At 30.9% G+C, this 17,285-nt stretch carries 24 protein-coding genes; 4 read left to right on the forward strand and 20 right to left on the reverse strand.

Annotation, left to right across the window (positions count from 1 at the left end):
• Positions 1 to 200: 200 nt before the first annotated feature.
• From EDC18_RS13490 to EDC18_RS13535, 11 genes are all read right to left on the reverse strand, one after another.
• Entirely contained in the window at positions 201 to 527 is a 327-nt protein-coding gene (locus EDC18_RS13490; protein WP_132253995.1) for a DUF6142 family protein, read from the reverse strand.
• Positions 520 to 1,008, reverse strand: a complete 489-nt coding sequence (locus EDC18_RS13495) for a VanZ family protein (RefSeq protein ID WP_243115123.1) — start codon at positions 1,006 to 1,008, stop codon at positions 520 to 522. Before EDC18_RS13495 ends, EDC18_RS13490 begins: the two co-directional genes overlap by 8 nt.
• 34 nt (positions 1,009 to 1,042) lie before the next feature.
• Positions 1,043 to 1,276 carry a hypothetical protein gene (locus EDC18_RS13500; protein ID WP_132253998.1) on the reverse strand — a complete coding sequence of 78 codons (234 nt, stop codon included), beginning with the start codon at positions 1,274 to 1,276 and terminating at the stop codon, positions 1,043 to 1,045.
• 150 nt (positions 1,277 to 1,426) lie between these two features.
• On the reverse strand, positions 1,427 to 1,552 hold the full coding sequence (locus tag EDC18_RS14890) for a hypothetical protein (protein WP_279230945.1): 126 nt from the start codon (positions 1,550 to 1,552) through the stop codon (positions 1,427 to 1,429).
• A gap of 25 nt (positions 1,553 to 1,577) precedes the next feature.
• Positions 1,578 to 2,081, reverse strand: a complete 504-nt coding sequence (locus tag EDC18_RS13505; protein WP_132254000.1) for a GNAT family N-acetyltransferase — start codon at positions 2,079 to 2,081, stop codon at positions 1,578 to 1,580.
• 8 nt (positions 2,082 to 2,089) lie between these two features.
• Positions 2,090 to 2,668 (reverse strand): signal peptidase I, encoded by a 579-nt coding sequence (lepB, locus tag EDC18_RS13510; protein WP_132254002.1) that lies wholly within the window; start codon positions 2,666 to 2,668, stop codon positions 2,090 to 2,092.
• A gap of 208 nt (positions 2,669 to 2,876) precedes the next feature.
• Positions 2,877 to 3,944, reverse strand: a complete 1,068-nt coding sequence (locus EDC18_RS13515; RefSeq protein WP_132254004.1) for an NAD(P)H-dependent flavin oxidoreductase — start codon at positions 3,942 to 3,944, stop codon at positions 2,877 to 2,879.
• 252 nt (positions 3,945 to 4,196) lie between these two features.
• A complete protein-coding gene (locus EDC18_RS13520) occupies positions 4,197 to 5,045 on the reverse strand; it encodes a DegV family protein (protein ID WP_132254006.1) in 849 nt (282 codons plus the stop codon).
• A 322-nt stretch (positions 5,046 to 5,367) separates the two neighbouring features.
• Positions 5,368 to 5,769 carry an arsenate reductase ArsC gene (locus EDC18_RS13525; RefSeq protein WP_132254008.1) on the reverse strand — a complete coding sequence of 134 codons (402 nt, stop codon included), beginning with the start codon at positions 5,767 to 5,769 and terminating at the stop codon, positions 5,368 to 5,370.
• Positions 5,770 to 5,792: 23 nt separating this feature from the next.
• Positions 5,793 to 6,836, reverse strand: coding sequence for an ACR3 family arsenite efflux transporter (arsB, locus tag EDC18_RS13530; protein ID WP_132254010.1), 1,044 nt, complete (start codon positions 6,834 to 6,836; stop codon positions 5,793 to 5,795).
• Between the two features lie 28 nt (positions 6,837 to 6,864).
• A complete protein-coding gene (locus EDC18_RS13535) occupies positions 6,865 to 7,239 on the reverse strand; it encodes an ArsR/SmtB family transcription factor (RefSeq protein WP_243115125.1) in 375 nt (124 codons plus the stop codon).
• Between the two features lie 201 nt (positions 7,240 to 7,440).
• Between EDC18_RS13535 and EDC18_RS13540 the strand changes: the two genes are divergently transcribed.
• On the forward strand, positions 7,441 to 8,172 hold the full coding sequence (locus EDC18_RS13540) for a DUF4397 domain-containing protein (protein ID WP_132254011.1): 732 nt from the start codon (positions 7,441 to 7,443) through the stop codon (positions 8,170 to 8,172).
• Positions 8,173 to 8,254: 82 nt separating this feature from the next.
• On the opposite strand, the gene hcp is transcribed toward EDC18_RS13540, so the two are convergent.
• The 9 genes from hcp to ric form a co-directional block, all read right to left on the reverse strand.
• The gene (gene hcp / locus EDC18_RS13545; protein WP_442929371.1) at positions 8,255 to 9,889 is read right to left on the reverse strand and encodes a hydroxylamine reductase; all 1,635 of its coding nucleotides are present in this window, start codon (positions 9,887 to 9,889) and stop codon (positions 8,255 to 8,257) included.
• Positions 9,890 to 10,276: 387 nt separating this feature from the next.
• Positions 10,277 to 10,465, reverse strand: a complete 189-nt coding sequence (locus tag EDC18_RS13550; RefSeq protein ID WP_132254015.1) for a ferredoxin — start codon at positions 10,463 to 10,465, stop codon at positions 10,277 to 10,279.
• A 219-nt stretch (positions 10,466 to 10,684) separates the two neighbouring features.
• Positions 10,685 to 11,029 (reverse strand): cupin domain-containing protein, encoded by a 345-nt coding sequence (locus tag EDC18_RS13555; protein WP_132254017.1) that lies wholly within the window; start codon positions 11,027 to 11,029, stop codon positions 10,685 to 10,687.
• 15 nt (positions 11,030 to 11,044) lie between these two features.
• A complete protein-coding gene (locus tag EDC18_RS13560; protein ID WP_132254019.1) occupies positions 11,045 to 11,602 on the reverse strand; it encodes a hemerythrin domain-containing protein in 558 nt (185 codons plus the stop codon).
• Between the two features lie 12 nt (positions 11,603 to 11,614).
• On the reverse strand, positions 11,615 to 12,241 hold the full coding sequence (locus tag EDC18_RS13565) for a hypothetical protein (protein WP_132254021.1): 627 nt from the start codon (positions 12,239 to 12,241) through the stop codon (positions 11,615 to 11,617).
• Between the two features lie 22 nt (positions 12,242 to 12,263).
• Entirely contained in the window at positions 12,264 to 12,449 is a 186-nt protein-coding gene (locus EDC18_RS13570; RefSeq protein ID WP_132254023.1) for a DUF1858 domain-containing protein, read from the reverse strand.
• A 21-nt stretch (positions 12,450 to 12,470) separates the two neighbouring features.
• Complete coding sequence (locus EDC18_RS13575; RefSeq protein WP_132254024.1) at positions 12,471 to 12,875, reverse strand: hemerythrin domain-containing protein; 405 nt, start codon at positions 12,873 to 12,875, stop codon at positions 12,471 to 12,473.
• Between the two features lie 81 nt (positions 12,876 to 12,956).
• Positions 12,957 to 14,147, reverse strand: coding sequence for an anaerobic nitric oxide reductase flavorubredoxin (locus EDC18_RS13580; protein ID WP_132254026.1), 1,191 nt, complete (start codon positions 14,145 to 14,147; stop codon positions 12,957 to 12,959).
• Positions 14,148 to 14,161: 14 nt separating this feature from the next.
• Entirely contained in the window at positions 14,162 to 14,857 is a 696-nt protein-coding gene (ric, locus tag EDC18_RS13585) for an iron-sulfur cluster repair di-iron protein (RefSeq protein WP_132254028.1), read from the reverse strand.
• Between the two features lie 150 nt (positions 14,858 to 15,007).
• Here ric and EDC18_RS13590 point away from each other — a divergent pair, with 150 nt between their 5' ends.
• The 3 genes from EDC18_RS13590 to EDC18_RS13600 all read left to right on the forward strand — a co-directional run bounded on the left by EDC18_RS13590 (position 15,008) and on the right by EDC18_RS13600 (position 17,255).
• A complete protein-coding gene (locus EDC18_RS13590) occupies positions 15,008 to 15,712 on the forward strand; it encodes a Crp/Fnr family transcriptional regulator (protein WP_132254029.1) in 705 nt (234 codons plus the stop codon).
• An 89-nt stretch (positions 15,713 to 15,801) separates the two neighbouring features.
• Entirely contained in the window at positions 15,802 to 16,536 is a 735-nt protein-coding gene (locus EDC18_RS13595; RefSeq protein WP_132254031.1) for a DUF4397 domain-containing protein, read from the forward strand.
• Between the two features lie 29 nt (positions 16,537 to 16,565).
• Complete coding sequence (locus EDC18_RS13600) at positions 16,566 to 17,255, forward strand: DUF4397 domain-containing protein (RefSeq protein ID WP_132254033.1); 690 nt, start codon at positions 16,566 to 16,568, stop codon at positions 17,253 to 17,255.
• Positions 17,256 to 17,285: the final 30 nt, after the last annotated feature.

The following is a 17,285-nucleotide window of genomic DNA, read 5'->3' on the forward strand; positions in this document are numbered from 1 at the left end:
TAACATGTTAAAGGGAATTGAGGATAAGTGCATTATTTTTTTACAAAAAAATAATGTTGAGGTTTTTACACCCCAACATTTATTATAGAACCTAATAATAACAACAACAATAATAATAATAATGATTATGATTTATAGAAAACTTTCCTAATATTAACAAAACAAAAGAGATATCGTAAAAAAATAACGATATCTCTTTTTTAATATACTATTCCTAAGTAATAAAAATACATAAACATAACTGCAATAATACCATTTCCAATTAATCCAATTAATGAATACATCTTTATGGCTTCTTGCTGAAACAATCCTATGATTCCAAAAAAGAATCCAATAACCGATGTAATTAAACTCACCAAACCTAAAAAACCAACTAATACCAACTGAGTTTCATCTACTGGTTTTATTACCATCAATATAAATATTAAACTTATAAATATTGTTAAAGATATAACCCCTAATACCGTTGAAACAATCCCTATTCGTGAATGCTTTAAATTATTCAACTTTAATTGTAATCTATCCATAAGTATCCCCTTTAATCTTTTTACACTTTGTATATACCTTCGCGGCTACATAATATAATATATATCCAATTGCACCACCTAGAGTATTTAATATCATATCATCCACATCAAAAATACCAACTCTAAAATGTAATTGTAATAATTCAATTAATAAACTAACAACAAAACTACATACAACAACCTTTACAAAACTCTTATAATATTTGCTTAAAATTGGCAAATAAAACCCTAAAGGGACAAATGCTAGTATGTTCCCAAATAAATTGGTTACCCAATATAAAAAAGTCATATTCTGTCGATATACTATAAATCTTCTAATCTCTTTGAAGGGGATAATATTATATGTATATTCATCTATTATTTGAGTTCTTCCATAGTAATCACTAAAAAACAATACGTTCATCAAGAGAATAATATATATAAAAAACAAAATATAACTTCCAAATTTATAATACTTCTTATCAATTTTTTTAAATATCAAAATATACACTCCCTAAAACTCAACAAGACCTTTATCAGTTCATTACATAGATTAAGATACTATTTATAAAGGATAAAAAGAAGCCAACAACACCTAATACAAGGGATCCCTTCATAATGATTGTTGATTTTCTATTTAAACTCTTGATACTTAGTATAATACATAGCAAACTTATACAGACGCCAATTAAAGGCAATAACCAAAGTACTAAACCCATTATTCCAAAAAAGATGGTCATTACGACATACTTGCCATCATGTTCATACATTATTAATCACCTATTTTCATTTTCATCCCCATTTTTTGTAACACAATGTGGACAAACACATATTATATAGTATCACTAAAGATGAAGCTACCGCTGTACAATTAATAATTGTACACTACCACATTCATTCCTCCTTATTAGGTGCAGAGTCTACTCTGCACCTCTTTTTAGAAGCAATCCTCCAAAGATTATACTTAAAGTTCCAACAGCAACGCTAACGACTATCGTTACAATCCCTAGAATAATATTAACTTTCCCAACCATTTTGGCACTCATTTAAAAGCCCCCTTTGTAGTTAAATTTACTTATTATTATCATTAATCCATTGATAAAATTGTACATCTATATACCTGTCAAATTTATAGCCCACTTCTTTTAATTCACCGGCCAACTTAAAGCCATGTTTTAAATGCAATTTTATACTTTCATGGTTTTCACTGGCTATTCTAGCAATAATAGTATGACACTTTCTATTTTCTCTCATCTCTTTTAACAAGTGAGCCATCAATTGATTACCTATCCCTTGACATCTAAAATTTTCATCCACATATAGTGATATTTCTGTTGTATTTTTATAAGCACATTTATCGAATAATTTGGATAAGGAAATCCAACCACAAACCACATTGTCCACTTCCATAACAAAAATAGGTAGATTATCTGAGAAATATTTGTCAAACCAGTTTTTTCTATCTTGGACTGTTTTTGGTTCAATATCAAAAGTTGCTACCGTCTTAAGTATAGCTTGGTTATATATTTCTGTTATTCTTCCTAAATCTTTTAGTTTACCGTCTCTTATAATCATATATACACCTAATTTCTATTTACTTTTAACCAATAACTCCCTATGACATTTTCAATTGGAACTGTTCCTATATGTCTGCTGTCCTCACTAACATTTCTATTGTCTCCAAGTACAAAAATATGTCCTTTAGGAACAATAATCTGTTCATCAATATTATATCTAGCAGGTTTATCCAAATAGGGTTCCTCTAATATTTCTCCATTTAGCATTACAGTATTCTCAGTAAACTCAATGATATCTCCTTCTTTACCCACAATTCTTTTTATCCAATAGTAATCATCTTGACTTTTTGTAATTAAAAAAGCTATTAAGTTGTTTCTAAGGTTAAACCCTAACTCATCCAAGACTGTTCTTTTTTTGTCTACTCTACTATCAATCACTACTATATCTCCATAATCATAGGACTTATTAATTGTGCTCAATTTATTAATAATTATTCTATCATTATTCTTTAGAGTGCCTTCCATAGATCTCCCTTGTACCTGAGTTGGTTGTACTATAAAAGTATTAATAACCAATACGCTAATAAATGCACCTATAATGTAAATACTCCAACTAAGTAATTCCTTAAAAATTCTCTTCTTCATATACTCACCCTAACTTTTAATATCTATTTTTATCTTTATTTTATTATACCCTAAAAGTTAAATATTTCAATTCATATTATCATATTATCTATAGATTTATTATTAAAGTCTTTCTGTTAACCCTATAATTAAAGTAACGAAAAAGGAATACAAAATGAGATGGTTATTATTATCCCATAGTGTATCCCTTAAGTTTTTTATACTTTTACTATGATTCTTTTATTTGACTTTCTATTTCATTCATAACGTCTTGTACTGACATAATTCTATCCGCTAAGTGAGCATTAGCTCCACAGAACATCAAGCCATTATCAGAATCACCTTTTACTGCGTCAATTAATGCTTTACTTATACAGAATGGTATTTCCTTAGGATTGCAAGACGATATACATAAATGACATTTATTATCAACAATTCTTTCTTTATTATTAAGTCTCTTTACGAAATTATTATTAATTGCTCTACCTGGTAATCCTACAGGAGACTTAACCAAAGTGATATCTTCTTCCTTACAATCAATATATTTTTGTTTGTAATTATCATGAGCATCACATTCATTTGTTGTAACAAATCTAGTAGCTATTTGTACACCGTCTACACCTAATTTTAAGTATTTTGTCACATCATAGCCATCATATATACCTCCTGCTGCTATAACAGGAATTTTCATATTATATTCTGCTTCATAGTTTTTGATTTCTTCCATTATCTCTATAAGAATCTTATCAAAATCAATATCATTATTAATATCTTCTTCTGAAAAGCCTAAGTGACCCCCTGCTTTTGGCCCTTCTACAATTACCATATCTGCAGTTCTTTTGTACTTCTTATCCCAACTTTTAAGAATAAGTCTTAATGCTCTTACAGAGGAAACAATAGGTGCGATTTTAACTTTTGTACCTTCAACAAGTTGTGGCAATTTTATAGGTAAACCAGCTCCTGATATAATTAAATCAATACCACTATCTACCGCTTCTTTAACATATTCATCATAGTATCTTTGAGCCACCATAAAATTAATGCCAATGATACCTTTATGAATATTATTCTTTGCTTCAGAGATATGTTTTTTCAATGCCCTTATATTCGCTTTTAAAGGATTCGAGTAAAAATCCTCCTCATCGTATCCAATTTGCGCGCCTGAAAGAACGCCTATCCCACCAGCATTGGTAACTGCTGCTGCTAACTTACCTCTTGATACCCCTATTCCCATGCCACCTTGTACAATAGGTAACCTTACTTCTATATCTCCAATTTTAAGTGGCTTTATGTCCATAACTACAACTCCTTTTGACCTTACTTTATAAATGTATAAATATACTTATATCTATTATAAAGTATATATGATAAAATGTAAATTGTTTTGATAATAAAATATTTTGATATACAAAGCTTTTTTGATATAAATCTTTTTAATCATTGTTAAATCAAATAAAACCATATCTTAAATTATTAATATATTATTCTTTTTTTATTCCTAGGATATAGAAAAAGCGCAACAAAAAATGCTACGCTTATCATTTATTTATTATTTTGAAAAAAATAAAGCTAAAGTACCAGGTCCTGCATGAGATCCTATTGCACACCCTATATTATTTATAATAAAGTCTTTACATCCAAATTCTTCTTCAATCATATTTTTTAATTTGTGGGCAGTTTCTAAGTCATCCCCATGGCTTATTGCAATTGTTTGATCTGATAAATTATTGCCTCGTTCTTTCATTAAGTCAACAATTCTTTTGATTACCTTTGCTCTACCTCTAATTTTTTCAAGTGGTACTAATTTTCCATTTTCAACACTTAGTATTGGTTTAATATTAAGGAGTCCACCAACAAATGCTGACGTACGACTTAATCGGCCACCTCTACATAAGTACTCTAAATTATCAACAGTAAATACATGTTCCATATTTTGTGCACTTTGTTTAACTGCTTCAATGATCTCATCTTTGGACTTGCCACTTTCTGCCATTAATGCAGCTTTATAAACAACCAGTCCAAAACCTAATGAAACACATTGACTATCAATATTCGTTATATCTGCCTCAGGAAATTCTTCTAATATTTCATTTCTTGCCATAACCGCAGATTGATATGTACCTGATAACTCAGATGATATTGCAATGTAAATACATTCCTTGCCTTCTTTAACATATTTGTCAAAAACTTTAGAGAACATATCTGGCGGTATTTGAGAGGTTTTATAAACCTTACCCTCTTTCATATCATCAAATATTTTTTTAGGTTTAATGGTTACTCCATCCAAATACTCTACATCATCAAGGTAAACAAGTATTGGTAATACTTCAATATTATACTTTTTGATTATTTCCTCTGGTAAATCACAATTACTGTCGGTGATAATTTGTATAGCCATATTAAACCCACTCCCACAAAATGTATTTATATTTCTATTATATTATAATATGTTATATTTTATTTGTCTATCTTTTGATTATCAAAGTATTTGAAAGTCTAATCTGCAAACTTGCTTGCAAGGATTTGGAGATTAGACTTTCAATGAAGCTTATGTCTCTTACGAAGTAAAGGCATAAGGTGAGTTAACAAAGCTTATGTCTCTTGCAAAGTAAGAGGCATAAGGTGAGTTAATAAAGTCTAATCTGCAAACTTGCTTGCAAGGATTTGAAAATCACCCTTTCAATGAATAAAGAGTGCACCATAAGGCACACTCTCTTGAATTAAAGTTCATTATTCTTTACTCTAGCAATTAACTCTTCAACTTTTCCTTTAATAATATCTCTCGTTTCTCTAAAGCCTTCAATTGGGCCACCTGATGGATCTGTTAAGCCCCAATCTTCTCTATGTTTCGTTGGGAATGTTGGGCATTGAACATTACATCCCATTGTAATGACGATATCCATTTGTGGTGGAATATCACTTAATAACTTAGGCTTATGTTCACTCATATCTACGCCTGCTTCTTCCATTACTTCAACAGCTAAAGGTTTAACTTCTGGATAATCCTCTGTCCCTGCAGAATATACTTCTAACACATCACTACCAAGATTTTTGGCCCAACCTTCTGCCATTTGAGAACGGCAAGAATTGTGTACACATATAAACGCTACTTTCTTTTTCATATAATCCACCTCTTTCGTTAGATTTAATCAAATGCTTTTTTTGTTTTATTAACTATTTTTACTAAGGTAAGCATAAGTGGTACTTCTACCAATACACCTACTACGGTAACTAATGCTGCTCCTGATTGTGCCCCAAATAGAGTAATTGCAACTGCAACTGCTAATTCAAAGAAATTACTTGATCCAATTAATGCTGCTGGACCTGCTACATTATGAGGTAATTTCCAAGCTTTCGCCCAACCATAAGCCAGGAAGAAAATTAAAAACGTCTGGATTATTAATGGGATTGCAATGAGTACTATGTGTACTGGATTGTTAATAATGGCATCTCCTTGGAATGTAAAGATCAAAGTAAGTGTCAATAATAACCCTGTGATGGTAACGCCATTAAACTTCTTAACAAATACTTCTTCAAAGTATTCTTCACCTTTAGCTTTAATAATAAACTTTCTTGATAAATAGCCACCTAATAAAGGTATTATTATAAAGAATGCAACGGATAAAAATAATGTATCATAAGGAATTGGTACATTTGACACCCCTAATAAAAATGCTACTATAGGTGTAAATGCCACTAATAAAATCAAATTATTAACAGCAACTTGAACCAATGTATACGCACCATCACCCTTTGTTAAATGACTCCATACAAACACCATTGCTGTACAAGGTGCTGCCCCTAAAAGCACTGCTCCTGCTAAGTAATTCTCAGCCAATTCAGGTGAAAACCAATTTTTAAAAACAAACTGAAAGAAAAATGCAGCGATCAAATACATTGTAAAAGGTTTAATTAACCAGTTCACCACTGTTGTAACTGCTAACCCTTTTGGTTTTTTAGACGCCTCTACAATACTACTAAAATCAATTTTTAACATCATTGGGTAAATCATTAACCAAATTAATATTGCAATTGGAATAGAAATCTTTGCAACCTCAAGTCTTTCTAGTGTCTCAGGAACAATAGGTAAAAATCTTCCAATAGCAACCCCTGCAACAATACAAATGGCAACCCAAATGGTTAGATACTTTTCAAAAAAACCTATACCTTGTTTTTGTTCTTTTTCCATAATGATAACCTCCTATAGGATAATAATATTATTTCACACATTGTTCTGTTAATACTTTTAAAACTTTCTCCTTATCGTCTCTTAGAAAAGTACAATCAAATTCACTACTCAAATAACGGTGTAACAGCTCTATGTCTTTATCCATTGTAAACTGACTTCTAAGATAATCGTATAGCTCTTTGTGTTCCTCAATAAAAGTATCACTAATCCTATAATATACCCATTGAGCACTCTTAAAACTTTCAATTATACCAGCACTTTTTAATTTATTTAAATGGCGGGAAGCATTCGACTGTGTTATATCAAGTAAGGATTCTAACTCACAGACACATAACTCCTTCTCCATTAATAAATGAAGAATTCTAAGCCTATTCCCATCACCAACTGCCTTTAAAATATTCACTAACAAATGATCCACCTCCATATGCGTATATGAGCATCTACTCATATACTATAATATGCAAAAATTATTAAAAAGTCAACTAACTTTACAAAAGCTTAACATTTTTATAATTCTACTTTTCTCTACTATATTAAAATCAGTCTCATAATATATCATCTATGGCATATAATAATTTAATTAGAATATAAAGAGGTTTTTTATATGTGGATCCCTCCCAAAGAAGATTCTATCCATTCCGCTCCTTCTTATTATATTACACAACAACAAGTACGAGGATATATAACATTAGGTCCCCAACCTCCCACTTCATTAATCGTAAGGCCTATTAGCAGAGTTAGTGCTCACATACGATTTGCTAATTTCTCACAGCTAGCACCTATTATCAATATATATCTGGATAACAGGCTTATTGCTAATAATCTTAGATACAAGCAACAGACAATGTATTTATCTTTAGAACCAAGAGCATATACTCTTTCTATTAATCTTTCTAATGAACCTGATACGCTTTTTTATGAAACAACTATCGTTATTCCAGATGAAGCTGTTATTTCTACAGTATCAGTTAATTTATTAGAAGGCTTAAAAATTATAGATATTAGTGATGATGCTGAAATTACCTCTGATAAAGTATCTATAAAATTTGTTAATGTTTCCCCTGATTCTCCACCTCTAAGCTTTCTAATAAACGCCCAAGAAAAGTTTAATAATATTAATGCCAATGAGAGCACTGATTATATTCAAATAACAACTGCTTCTAATTTTAATATAGAAATTAAACGTACTGATACTGGAGAAATTATATCTACTGTCCCTAATGTTTTATTACTAACTGGAAATGCTTATACTTTTTATGCCATAGGTCTATTCTACGGAACCCCTTCATTTGAAGTTGTTAGTTCTCTAGATGGTAGTTCTTATTTCTTGGATTGATTTCATTGGAAATTAATTAGGTTATTACAAAAAAACTAGAGCAAGTAAACTCACTCTAGTTTTAAATAGGGGGATAGGGGGATTATCCTAAGATAGCTTTTAAATCTTCATCTGGTGTAGAAATTGGTTTCACCGCAAATTGCTCAACTAAAACATTTAATACATTTGGTGAAACAAATGCTGGTAATGAAGGTCCAATATGAATATTCTTAATACCTAAAGATAATAAAGTTAAAAGAATACATACAGCCTTTTGCTCATACCAAGATAAAATAATAGATAATGGTAAGTCATTAACTCCACATTCAAATGCTTCTGCTAATGCTACGGCAATTCTAATTGCTGAGTATGAATCATTACATTGACCTACATCTAGTAATCTTGGTAATGGACCAATATTACCATGATCCAATTTATTGAATCTAAACTTACCACAAGCTACTGTTAAAATCACAGTATCGGCTGGCGTTTTTTCAGCTATTTCTGTATAATAATTTCTTCCTGACTTAGCACCATCACAACCACCAATTAAGAAGAAATGTCTAATTAAACCATCTTTTACTGCGCCAACAATTGTTTCAGCGTGACTTAAAGTAGCATTATGTCCGAAACCAGTCATAATTTCTTTTACTTCTTCATCTTCAGTAAATCCACCTAATTCAATTGCTTTTTCAATCATAGCAGTAAAATCTTTTTTACCATCTACTTCTTCAATATGTTGCATTTCTGGGAATCCTACAACACTTGTTGAGTAAATTCTATCTGCATAAGATGCTTTTGGTTTTTGTAAACAGTTAGTTGTCATTAAGATACATCCTGGAAGACCATCAAACTCTTTTTGTTGATCTTGCCAAGCACCACCGAAGTTACCTACTAAATGTGGATACTTATTAAGTTCTGGATAACCATGAGCTGGTAACATTTCACCGTGTGTATAAATGTTAACCCCTTTACCTTCTGTTTGCTCAAGCAACTCTTTTAAATCGTGTAAATCATGACCTGAAATAACGATGAAAGGTCCTTTTTTATTATTAATATTTACCGCTGTTGGTGTTGGATGACCATAAGTACCTGTATTAGCACTATCAAGCAATGCCATACATTTTAAGTTAACGCCACCAAACTCCATTAAAATATCAAGTAACTCAGCCACACCTAAATCATCATTCACTGTTGCACCAAAAGCTTTAAAGAAATAATTGTTAACTTCTTCATCTGCACTACCTAATACAAAAGCGTGGTGTGCATAAGCCGCCATACCTTTTAACCCGTATATTAACATCTCTCTTAAAGAACGAACATCTTCATTTAAAGTATCATCAACCATAATACCAGCAATTTTAGAATCTCTAATCATTTCATCTAAAGTACCTGGTAAAATATAAGTTGCTTCTGCTGGCACTTTACCTTCAACATCTCCAAGCTCAGCTTTTAACTCGGCTTTAATTGCAGCACCTTCTTTAAGAAACTCAGCAAATCTCTCATCATCAAAATTAACATTCGTTAAAGTTGAAAATGCAGTATCTATAACAAAATTTTGAACTCTAGCATTAATTTTTTTACCTTGATCTAATAACTTACTTCCGTAAAAACCAATACCTTTTAATTGATAAATTAATAAATCTTGTAAACCAGAAACCTCTGGTGTCTTTCCACATACTCCCATAGACGTACAGGCTTTACCACCTGCTGTCTGCTCACATTGATAACAAAACATTGACATAAAATATACCTCCTAGAATTTTTTAATCTATGATACAATCCTTAAAAAGAATGTGTTGTTGTATCTCTTAAACTTATTATAGTCCATAGGGGTATATCTTTCTGTAACAAATGTTACACCAAGCAAAGAAAATTAAACTAATTTGTTTTACCGTGTATAAAAGTTGATTAATATTGTATAAAACACTCTATGTACAAGCAAGTAAATGATTTTAGACTGAAAAATCACCTAATAGAAAAAGCCTAGGGGTATTATATATAAGATTATACAGCGGAGCCACGGATGGCGTAGCTCGACCCTCTTATCCAAGGATGGATAAGGGTCGATAAATCTTATTTATAATACCCCTAGGCACGACCCTAGCAATGGTTTTAAATGTATCTACCCAATTTCAATTGCATCAGTAGGGCAAGACTCTGCAGCCTCTTGTGCAGCATCCTCATGCTCTGATGGCACATCAACGTCTATAGCAACTGCCAACCCATCATCTTCCATTCTATAAACCTCTGGACAGATACTTGGACATAACTCACAACCGATACAAGCTTCCTTATCAACATGTGCTTTCATAATTAAAAACTCCTTTCAAAATTCATAATATATACCTTCAAGAGAAGTGGCAACAGTAACCTATTATTAGCCCTCATCTCCTAAAAGTATTAACACTCATCGTTAATAATATACTTCTATATTATCTCAACTTATTCCTCATAATGCAAATAAATTATAATTTTATTAAAAGTAGTACCCTCAAAATCCTAGAAGGCCTTTGAAAATACTACTTTATCTTTAATTTTGAGAAAAAATAACCACTAGTAACATTTTAAACTGCTCTATGGCTTCTAACCCGTGTGGAATACCCGCTGGCATTACAATCATTTCACCTTTACTTACTTCAAAAACCTCATCACCAATCGTGATTTTTGAACTACCATCTAAAACATAAACCAATGCATCCCCACTAGAAGAATGAGAACTGATTTCTTCTCCTTTATCAAAGGCAAACAAAGTTAAACTTGATGCTTTTCCCTGTGATAAAGTTCTACTTACCACTTGACCCTCTTGATAGGTTACAAGGTCCTCCATAATTTCTACTTTTGAAAAATCTATATTTTTAATTAAATGATTCGCCATATAATATCTCTCCTTTTAATTTTCATATTTGTTTTCAAGACTTTCTAATAGCCCAATATATTTTTTCTGAACTTCATTATCTGTTGCATTACGTTCATACTCAAAACTTTCTTTATTGATTCGATCGAGTGTTTCTTTGGCAAGATTGTTCTGTGCAAAAGTAAATACCACATTGTCTTCTTTATCAATATGTCTTGTTAATAAATCATGATACCCTATAGCATTGGCAATGATGTCTAATCTTGCTTTATTATCTCCTGCTATCACTTTGTTAACGGCTTCTTCTAATTGTTGCATAAACAGTCTTCCTAAATCATGTTCTACAAGCATACCGTATTTTACTAATTTTTCTGCTGCTGAACCTAATTCTTCAACCATTCTGTTAAATAAAAAATCTTCTTCCTTACCATGATGATGTTTATCCGCATAATTTCTAACAAAATCAATCATCTTAAAAAAATCTTTATAGTCTATATCTTCATTATCCATGACTTTATAACAAACTTTTTTTATGACTGCAAGCATACGCTTTATATATCTATGCTCATCGATCATTAATTCTAAACTATTCATAAACTCACGCTCCTAATTTTTATTTATGGTATGCGTAAAACCTGATTTTTCATAAGTAAAATTCCCACTTAGATTTTCTACAAAAGATTTAACCCAAGCTTCTCTTAGTTCATAAAAAACTTCTATATCTCCTGCAACTCGATCCCAATAAGGTTTATGCAAACAAGCTGTTACTGTCCATACAAATTTTGTATCTGTACTTGTAACAATTTGATTTACTCTATCACAAGGCATCCCTTCAATTACAAAGTTATTTAATGCATTAAAAACTTCCTCTGGGTTTTCAATTTCACCATCAAGATGAGTGGCTGCTAAAGCACCTTGTTCTTTAAAAAGACCTATAATACTTTCTTTAATAGAGTCATCCACTTCTAGCATTTTAGTAATCAAAAAACCCTGTCTTGTTTCAACATTGGATATTTTTTGTTGTAACCAACCGTGTATATTAGACGTATCAATAATACTTTCTAAATCTTTACCCCCTGTTGGCTCTCCAAATTTATCATAACTTTCAACTTTCCATTCTTCTGCTGGCAAGCCTTTTTCTTTAGCTAATTCTATAATCTTATCTTCTAATCTCTCAGCCCATATAATCTTATTGTATAACCAAAAATGTATATCTCCTAAAAACAAACTCATATGACATCCTCCAGTAAAATTATTATTTATTTAATGCTTCTAATATGGTATTGACATCTAAACCGTGTACCATAGCTGCTTCTTCAATGGTTTCTCCTTGTGCAGAAGGGCAACCCATACATCCCATTCCAAAGGACATTAAAACACCTGCTGCCTCTGGTTTTGCTCTTAATACTTCTCCAATTGTCATATCTTTATTTACATTCATGATAATGCCTCCTATTTTAATTTATAATAATATATACAACTCTTTTTCTTCCTTTTTAAGTCTTCCTAATAATGCTGCCATTACATTTTTAGTATTTTCTTTAAAGGACTCCATATCGCTAATTATCTTGCTCATAGTATTGTACTTCACTTTATAATCTTCGAAGATACTATTTAGGTTACCCATTTCTTCAACAAAAAGACTCGCTGTTTGTGAAATTTTATGATTCGTATTCTCTATTAAGTTAGGGTACATATATTTATCTTCTGAATTAAGATGAATCTTCAATATGCCAGCTAACTGATTAATTTTCATAGCTATTTGTGTTGCATTTTCTTTTATAGAATCGTTTTTTAATCCTTCAATTTCTCTAATGATCTTTTCTATATCGCTATGCTGCTTGGTTAGGATTTCAATTTGTTTCATCTCATTCACTCCTTGATTGTAATTATAAAGAATTACAATCTTTTATTCTGTAACCCAGGTTACCAATTGGTAATTTTTTTCTTATTTGAAAGCCTTCGCAAATTCTTTCCCATATGCTCTGCACTTTTCCATATGTTCTTCATCTGGATTCCATAAAACTTTTATGCCTTTATCTATAACTTCTATTTTTGATGCCTCTAATAATTGAGTTAATATATCAACAGATTGACCTGACCAACCATATGAACCAAAAGCTGCTGATTTTTTATCTTTAAACTGCAACCCTTTTATCATTTCCATAAGAGATGCCATAGATGATAATATACCGTTATTTATAGTAGAAGATCCTACCAATACACCTTGTGATTTAAAAACTTCTGTTATGACATCATTTTTATCGGATTTGGCTACATTATAAAGCTTAATATTATAATCTGGTAAAACTGCTTTAATACCTTCTGCAATGGCTTCTGCCATTCTTTTTGTTGCATCCCACATAGTTTCATATATTAATGTGATTTGTTTTTCTTGATAATTGTTAGCCCATTTCAAATAATTTTCAACTACTTGCACTGGATTGTCTCTCCATATAATACCGTGACTTGGGCAAATCATATTAATAGGAAGATTAAAGTCTAAGACCTCGTGAATTTTTTTAGTTACTAAGGGGCTAAATGGCGTTAATATATTGGCATAATATTTAATAGATTCTTGGTATAATTCACCTTGATCAACCAAATCATTATACATAAGCTCTGATGCATAATGCTGTCCGAAGGCATCATTACTAAATAAGATATCTTCTCCTTTTAAGTAGGTCATCATACTGTCTGGCCAATGTAACATTCTAGCTTCAATAAAAATCAATTGATTCTTCCCAATATCTAATGTATCTCCTGTTTTTACTTCAACAAAATTCCAATCTTTATGGAAATGGCCTTTTAATGAAGTGATACCGTTTTTTGTACAATATATAGGTGTATCAGGGATTTCTTTCATCAGCTCTTCTAAGGCCCCACTATGATCTATCTCGGCATGGTTTGCAATAATATAGTCAATGTCCTTTAAATCAATTTCTTTTTTTAATGCTTCTACATATTCCTTAGCAAAGGGTTTCCAAACGGTATCAATCAATACAGTTTTTTCATCTTTAATAAGGTAAGAATTATATGAAGAACCTTTATGAGTAGAGTACTCCTCACCATGAAAAGACCTTAATTCCCAATCTATTTTTCCTACCCAAGTAATTGTATCATTTATTTTAAAGCTCATAATTATCAACCCTTCTATAGTATATTTTTAAACAAAATATTATTTTCAAGATGTATATGTTGGTATAAGTCAAGTTCTAATTCTTTTAGTTTTTCATAAGTGGTAATATAAGTTTGGCAAACACCTGTAGGCGCTTTATAATCAAATGTAATTTTGTTCATTCTTTTTAATATGTCTCCTGCTTTTTCGTGTTCTTCCTCTAATTCAATAATGGTTTTTTTAATATGCCCTTTTTCCTTTTCATCAACTGCCTCATCGTACTTAAGGACTAAAGGAAATAAGACTTCTTCTTCTTTTACAAGATGGCTTTCTAATTCATCTTTTAACATATGAAAACCTGTGTTGATTTCACTTAATACATTTGGAAATTTATCTGAATGTACTTCGTATATTTTATTAACTAACCCACTTATAATTGGTAATGTCTCCCTTAAATAATCATGGTGGGTTCTTATGATATGATTGATTAGTTCTGGTTTTGAATATAAAGCATAATTAACCTCATTATCATTATTTCTAATTTCCCCATCTTTATTAAGGTTTTCTAGAATAAATTCACTATCTAAACCTTCTTCCTCAATGACTTCTCCTAATGCTCTGTGACCTCCACAACAAAAATCTATGCCATATTTTAAAAACACATTTATTGTTTTAGGTTGATCTGTTACAATCTCACCAATTTTATCTTCTAATCTAATTTCTTTACTCATAACGACACACTCCTTTAAGTCATATTGTTTTTTTGTTCTCTATGTGTTTATAATACAATTAACCCATAATTTTTTCTGTGATTATAATCACATTTTAATTAATTTATAATTATAGTTATAAAATATTTCATTTTACATAGGAGGTTTAATATGCTTAACACTTGTAATTGCAGTGCTTGCAATGATAAGTACTGTGCTAAAAAAGTTTCACTTTTTTCTAATCTAGATACAAACCAAATTTTAAAGGTGGTTAATAAAATAGATCATAAATCTTATAAAAAGGGAGAAATCCTCTTCTCTGAAGGGGATATTGCAGATAGGTTTTTCATTGTAAACAAAGGCAGCCTTAAGGTTTATAACTATACAAAAGATGGGAAAGAACAAATACTATATATATTATCTGAAAGTGATTTTTTAGGGGATTTGAATCTTTTTAAAGAAGGTGTTTTTGATTATTACGCCATGGCCTTAGAAGATACGGCCTTATGTACTTTGAACAAACAAGATTTTAATCATATCCTCTTAGAAAATCCTGAAATCAATCTTAAAATCCTAGATTATGCCTATGAACGTATTACTACCTTAGAAAAACTAATACAAACCCTAAACACAAAAGACATTAATACTAGACTAGCTAACTTATTAATTAATATCTCTAAAAACTTTGGCATAAAAAAAGGAAAGGAAATTGAGATAACCTTACCTCTTAGTAGAGAAGATATGGCCAGTTATTTAGGATTAACACGAGAAACTGTAAGTAGACATTTAAGTGATTTACAAAATCAAAACATTATTAAAATGATAGGTAATAAGAAAATGGTTGTATTAGATATGAATGAACTGAATAATTTATAAACCTTGCTCCTATAAAACTTTACATTATGAACATACACTCATTTATACTTCTTGTAATACTATATACTAACTTATTCTAAGGTGATGCTATGTTTAGAGATAGAGATAATTATGATAGTAACTATATGCAATCCACCGAACTGGTATTTCCTCCTGGTGGTAGAGGTTTTTATCCGGAACCCGATATATCTTTTGTTCCCCTTAGACCTTATGAATCTTATATTAGATTTGGTCATTTTTCTCCAGATTCCCCTCCTGTGGATGTCTATTTAGATGATCTAATCATAGGAGAAGGGGTTAATTTTACAGCAGTTACTGAGTATTTTTTAGTTGGCACGGATGCCCATACCGTACAAATATATATTACAGGGGATAAAGAGTACCCTATCTATGAAGAAACCTTTTATCTTCCTGCTGGTAGCCTTGTAACACTGGCCTCTATTAACTTGTTTGATAATATCTCCTTTGAATTAATTAATGATACAACCCGAATAGAACCGGAGCAAATGTTTGTAAAGTTTGTTAACTTATCTTACGGCTCACCTACCTTAGATTTACTTATAAATGATGAAGTCTATTTTTCCAATATTCCTTATAACGAAACATCTTATTACTTTCCAATTGTCAACAATAAACCATACTACAATATGACTTTACTAAACTCCCAAACAGGGGAATTGGTTCTTAACTTCTTTAATGTCCCTTTAGAAGGCAACCATGCCTATACCATTTATGCTTTAGGTATTTATAATGGTACTCCAGATACATTTCTTCTTATAACCATTGATGGAAGCACTTATGTATTAGAGGAATTTCCGGATTAAAAATTATTTCTATAAAAAAAGGTGATTTTATGACAAAGAAAAATAATATGGATAATACTATCTCTAATATTAATGTGCCCATTGCAATATACCCGCCTTCTGAATTACTGGTTAAACCAACCAGTAGAAGCAACTCATATATTAGAATAGGCCACTTTTCTCCTGATGCACCACCCGTTGATGCTTATATTGATGATTATTTACTGGCTAGTAATTTATCCTTTGGACAAGAAACTTTTTATAAAATCATTGAACCAGATAGTCATAATATAAAGCTTTATCCAACAGGAGAAAAAAACTCGCCCCTCATAGACGAAACAATAAAAATACCAAAAGGTACTGTGGTTTCAACAATTGCTATTAATAGATTAGATAAATTAGATATTATACTTGTGAATGACAATGTATACGTTAGCCCCGGTGAGATTATGATTAAATTTTCAAATATGTCTCCAAATGGAAGGAGTATGAACTTTTATATTAATGATGCGTTAATCTTTGAAAATGTAACTTATAGGGATGTAACATATTATACGGACTTAAGTATTAATACTTACTACAATATTCTTGTAACAGATTATGTAACTGGAGAAGCTATAATAGATGTTCCTAATTTGATTCTTTTACCTACCAGTGCCTACTCTTTCTATGGTGTTGGTCTTCAAGACAATTATAGATTAGTTATTACATTAGATGGAAGTTCCTATTTTTTTGATTAATATGCACTCAGAAACCTACTTATTTCAAAC

It is taken from the genome of Natranaerovirga pectinivora (genome assembly GCF_004342165.1).
GTDB classification, from domain to species: Bacteria; Bacillota; Clostridia; order Lachnospirales; family DSM-24629; genus Natranaerovirga; species Natranaerovirga pectinivora.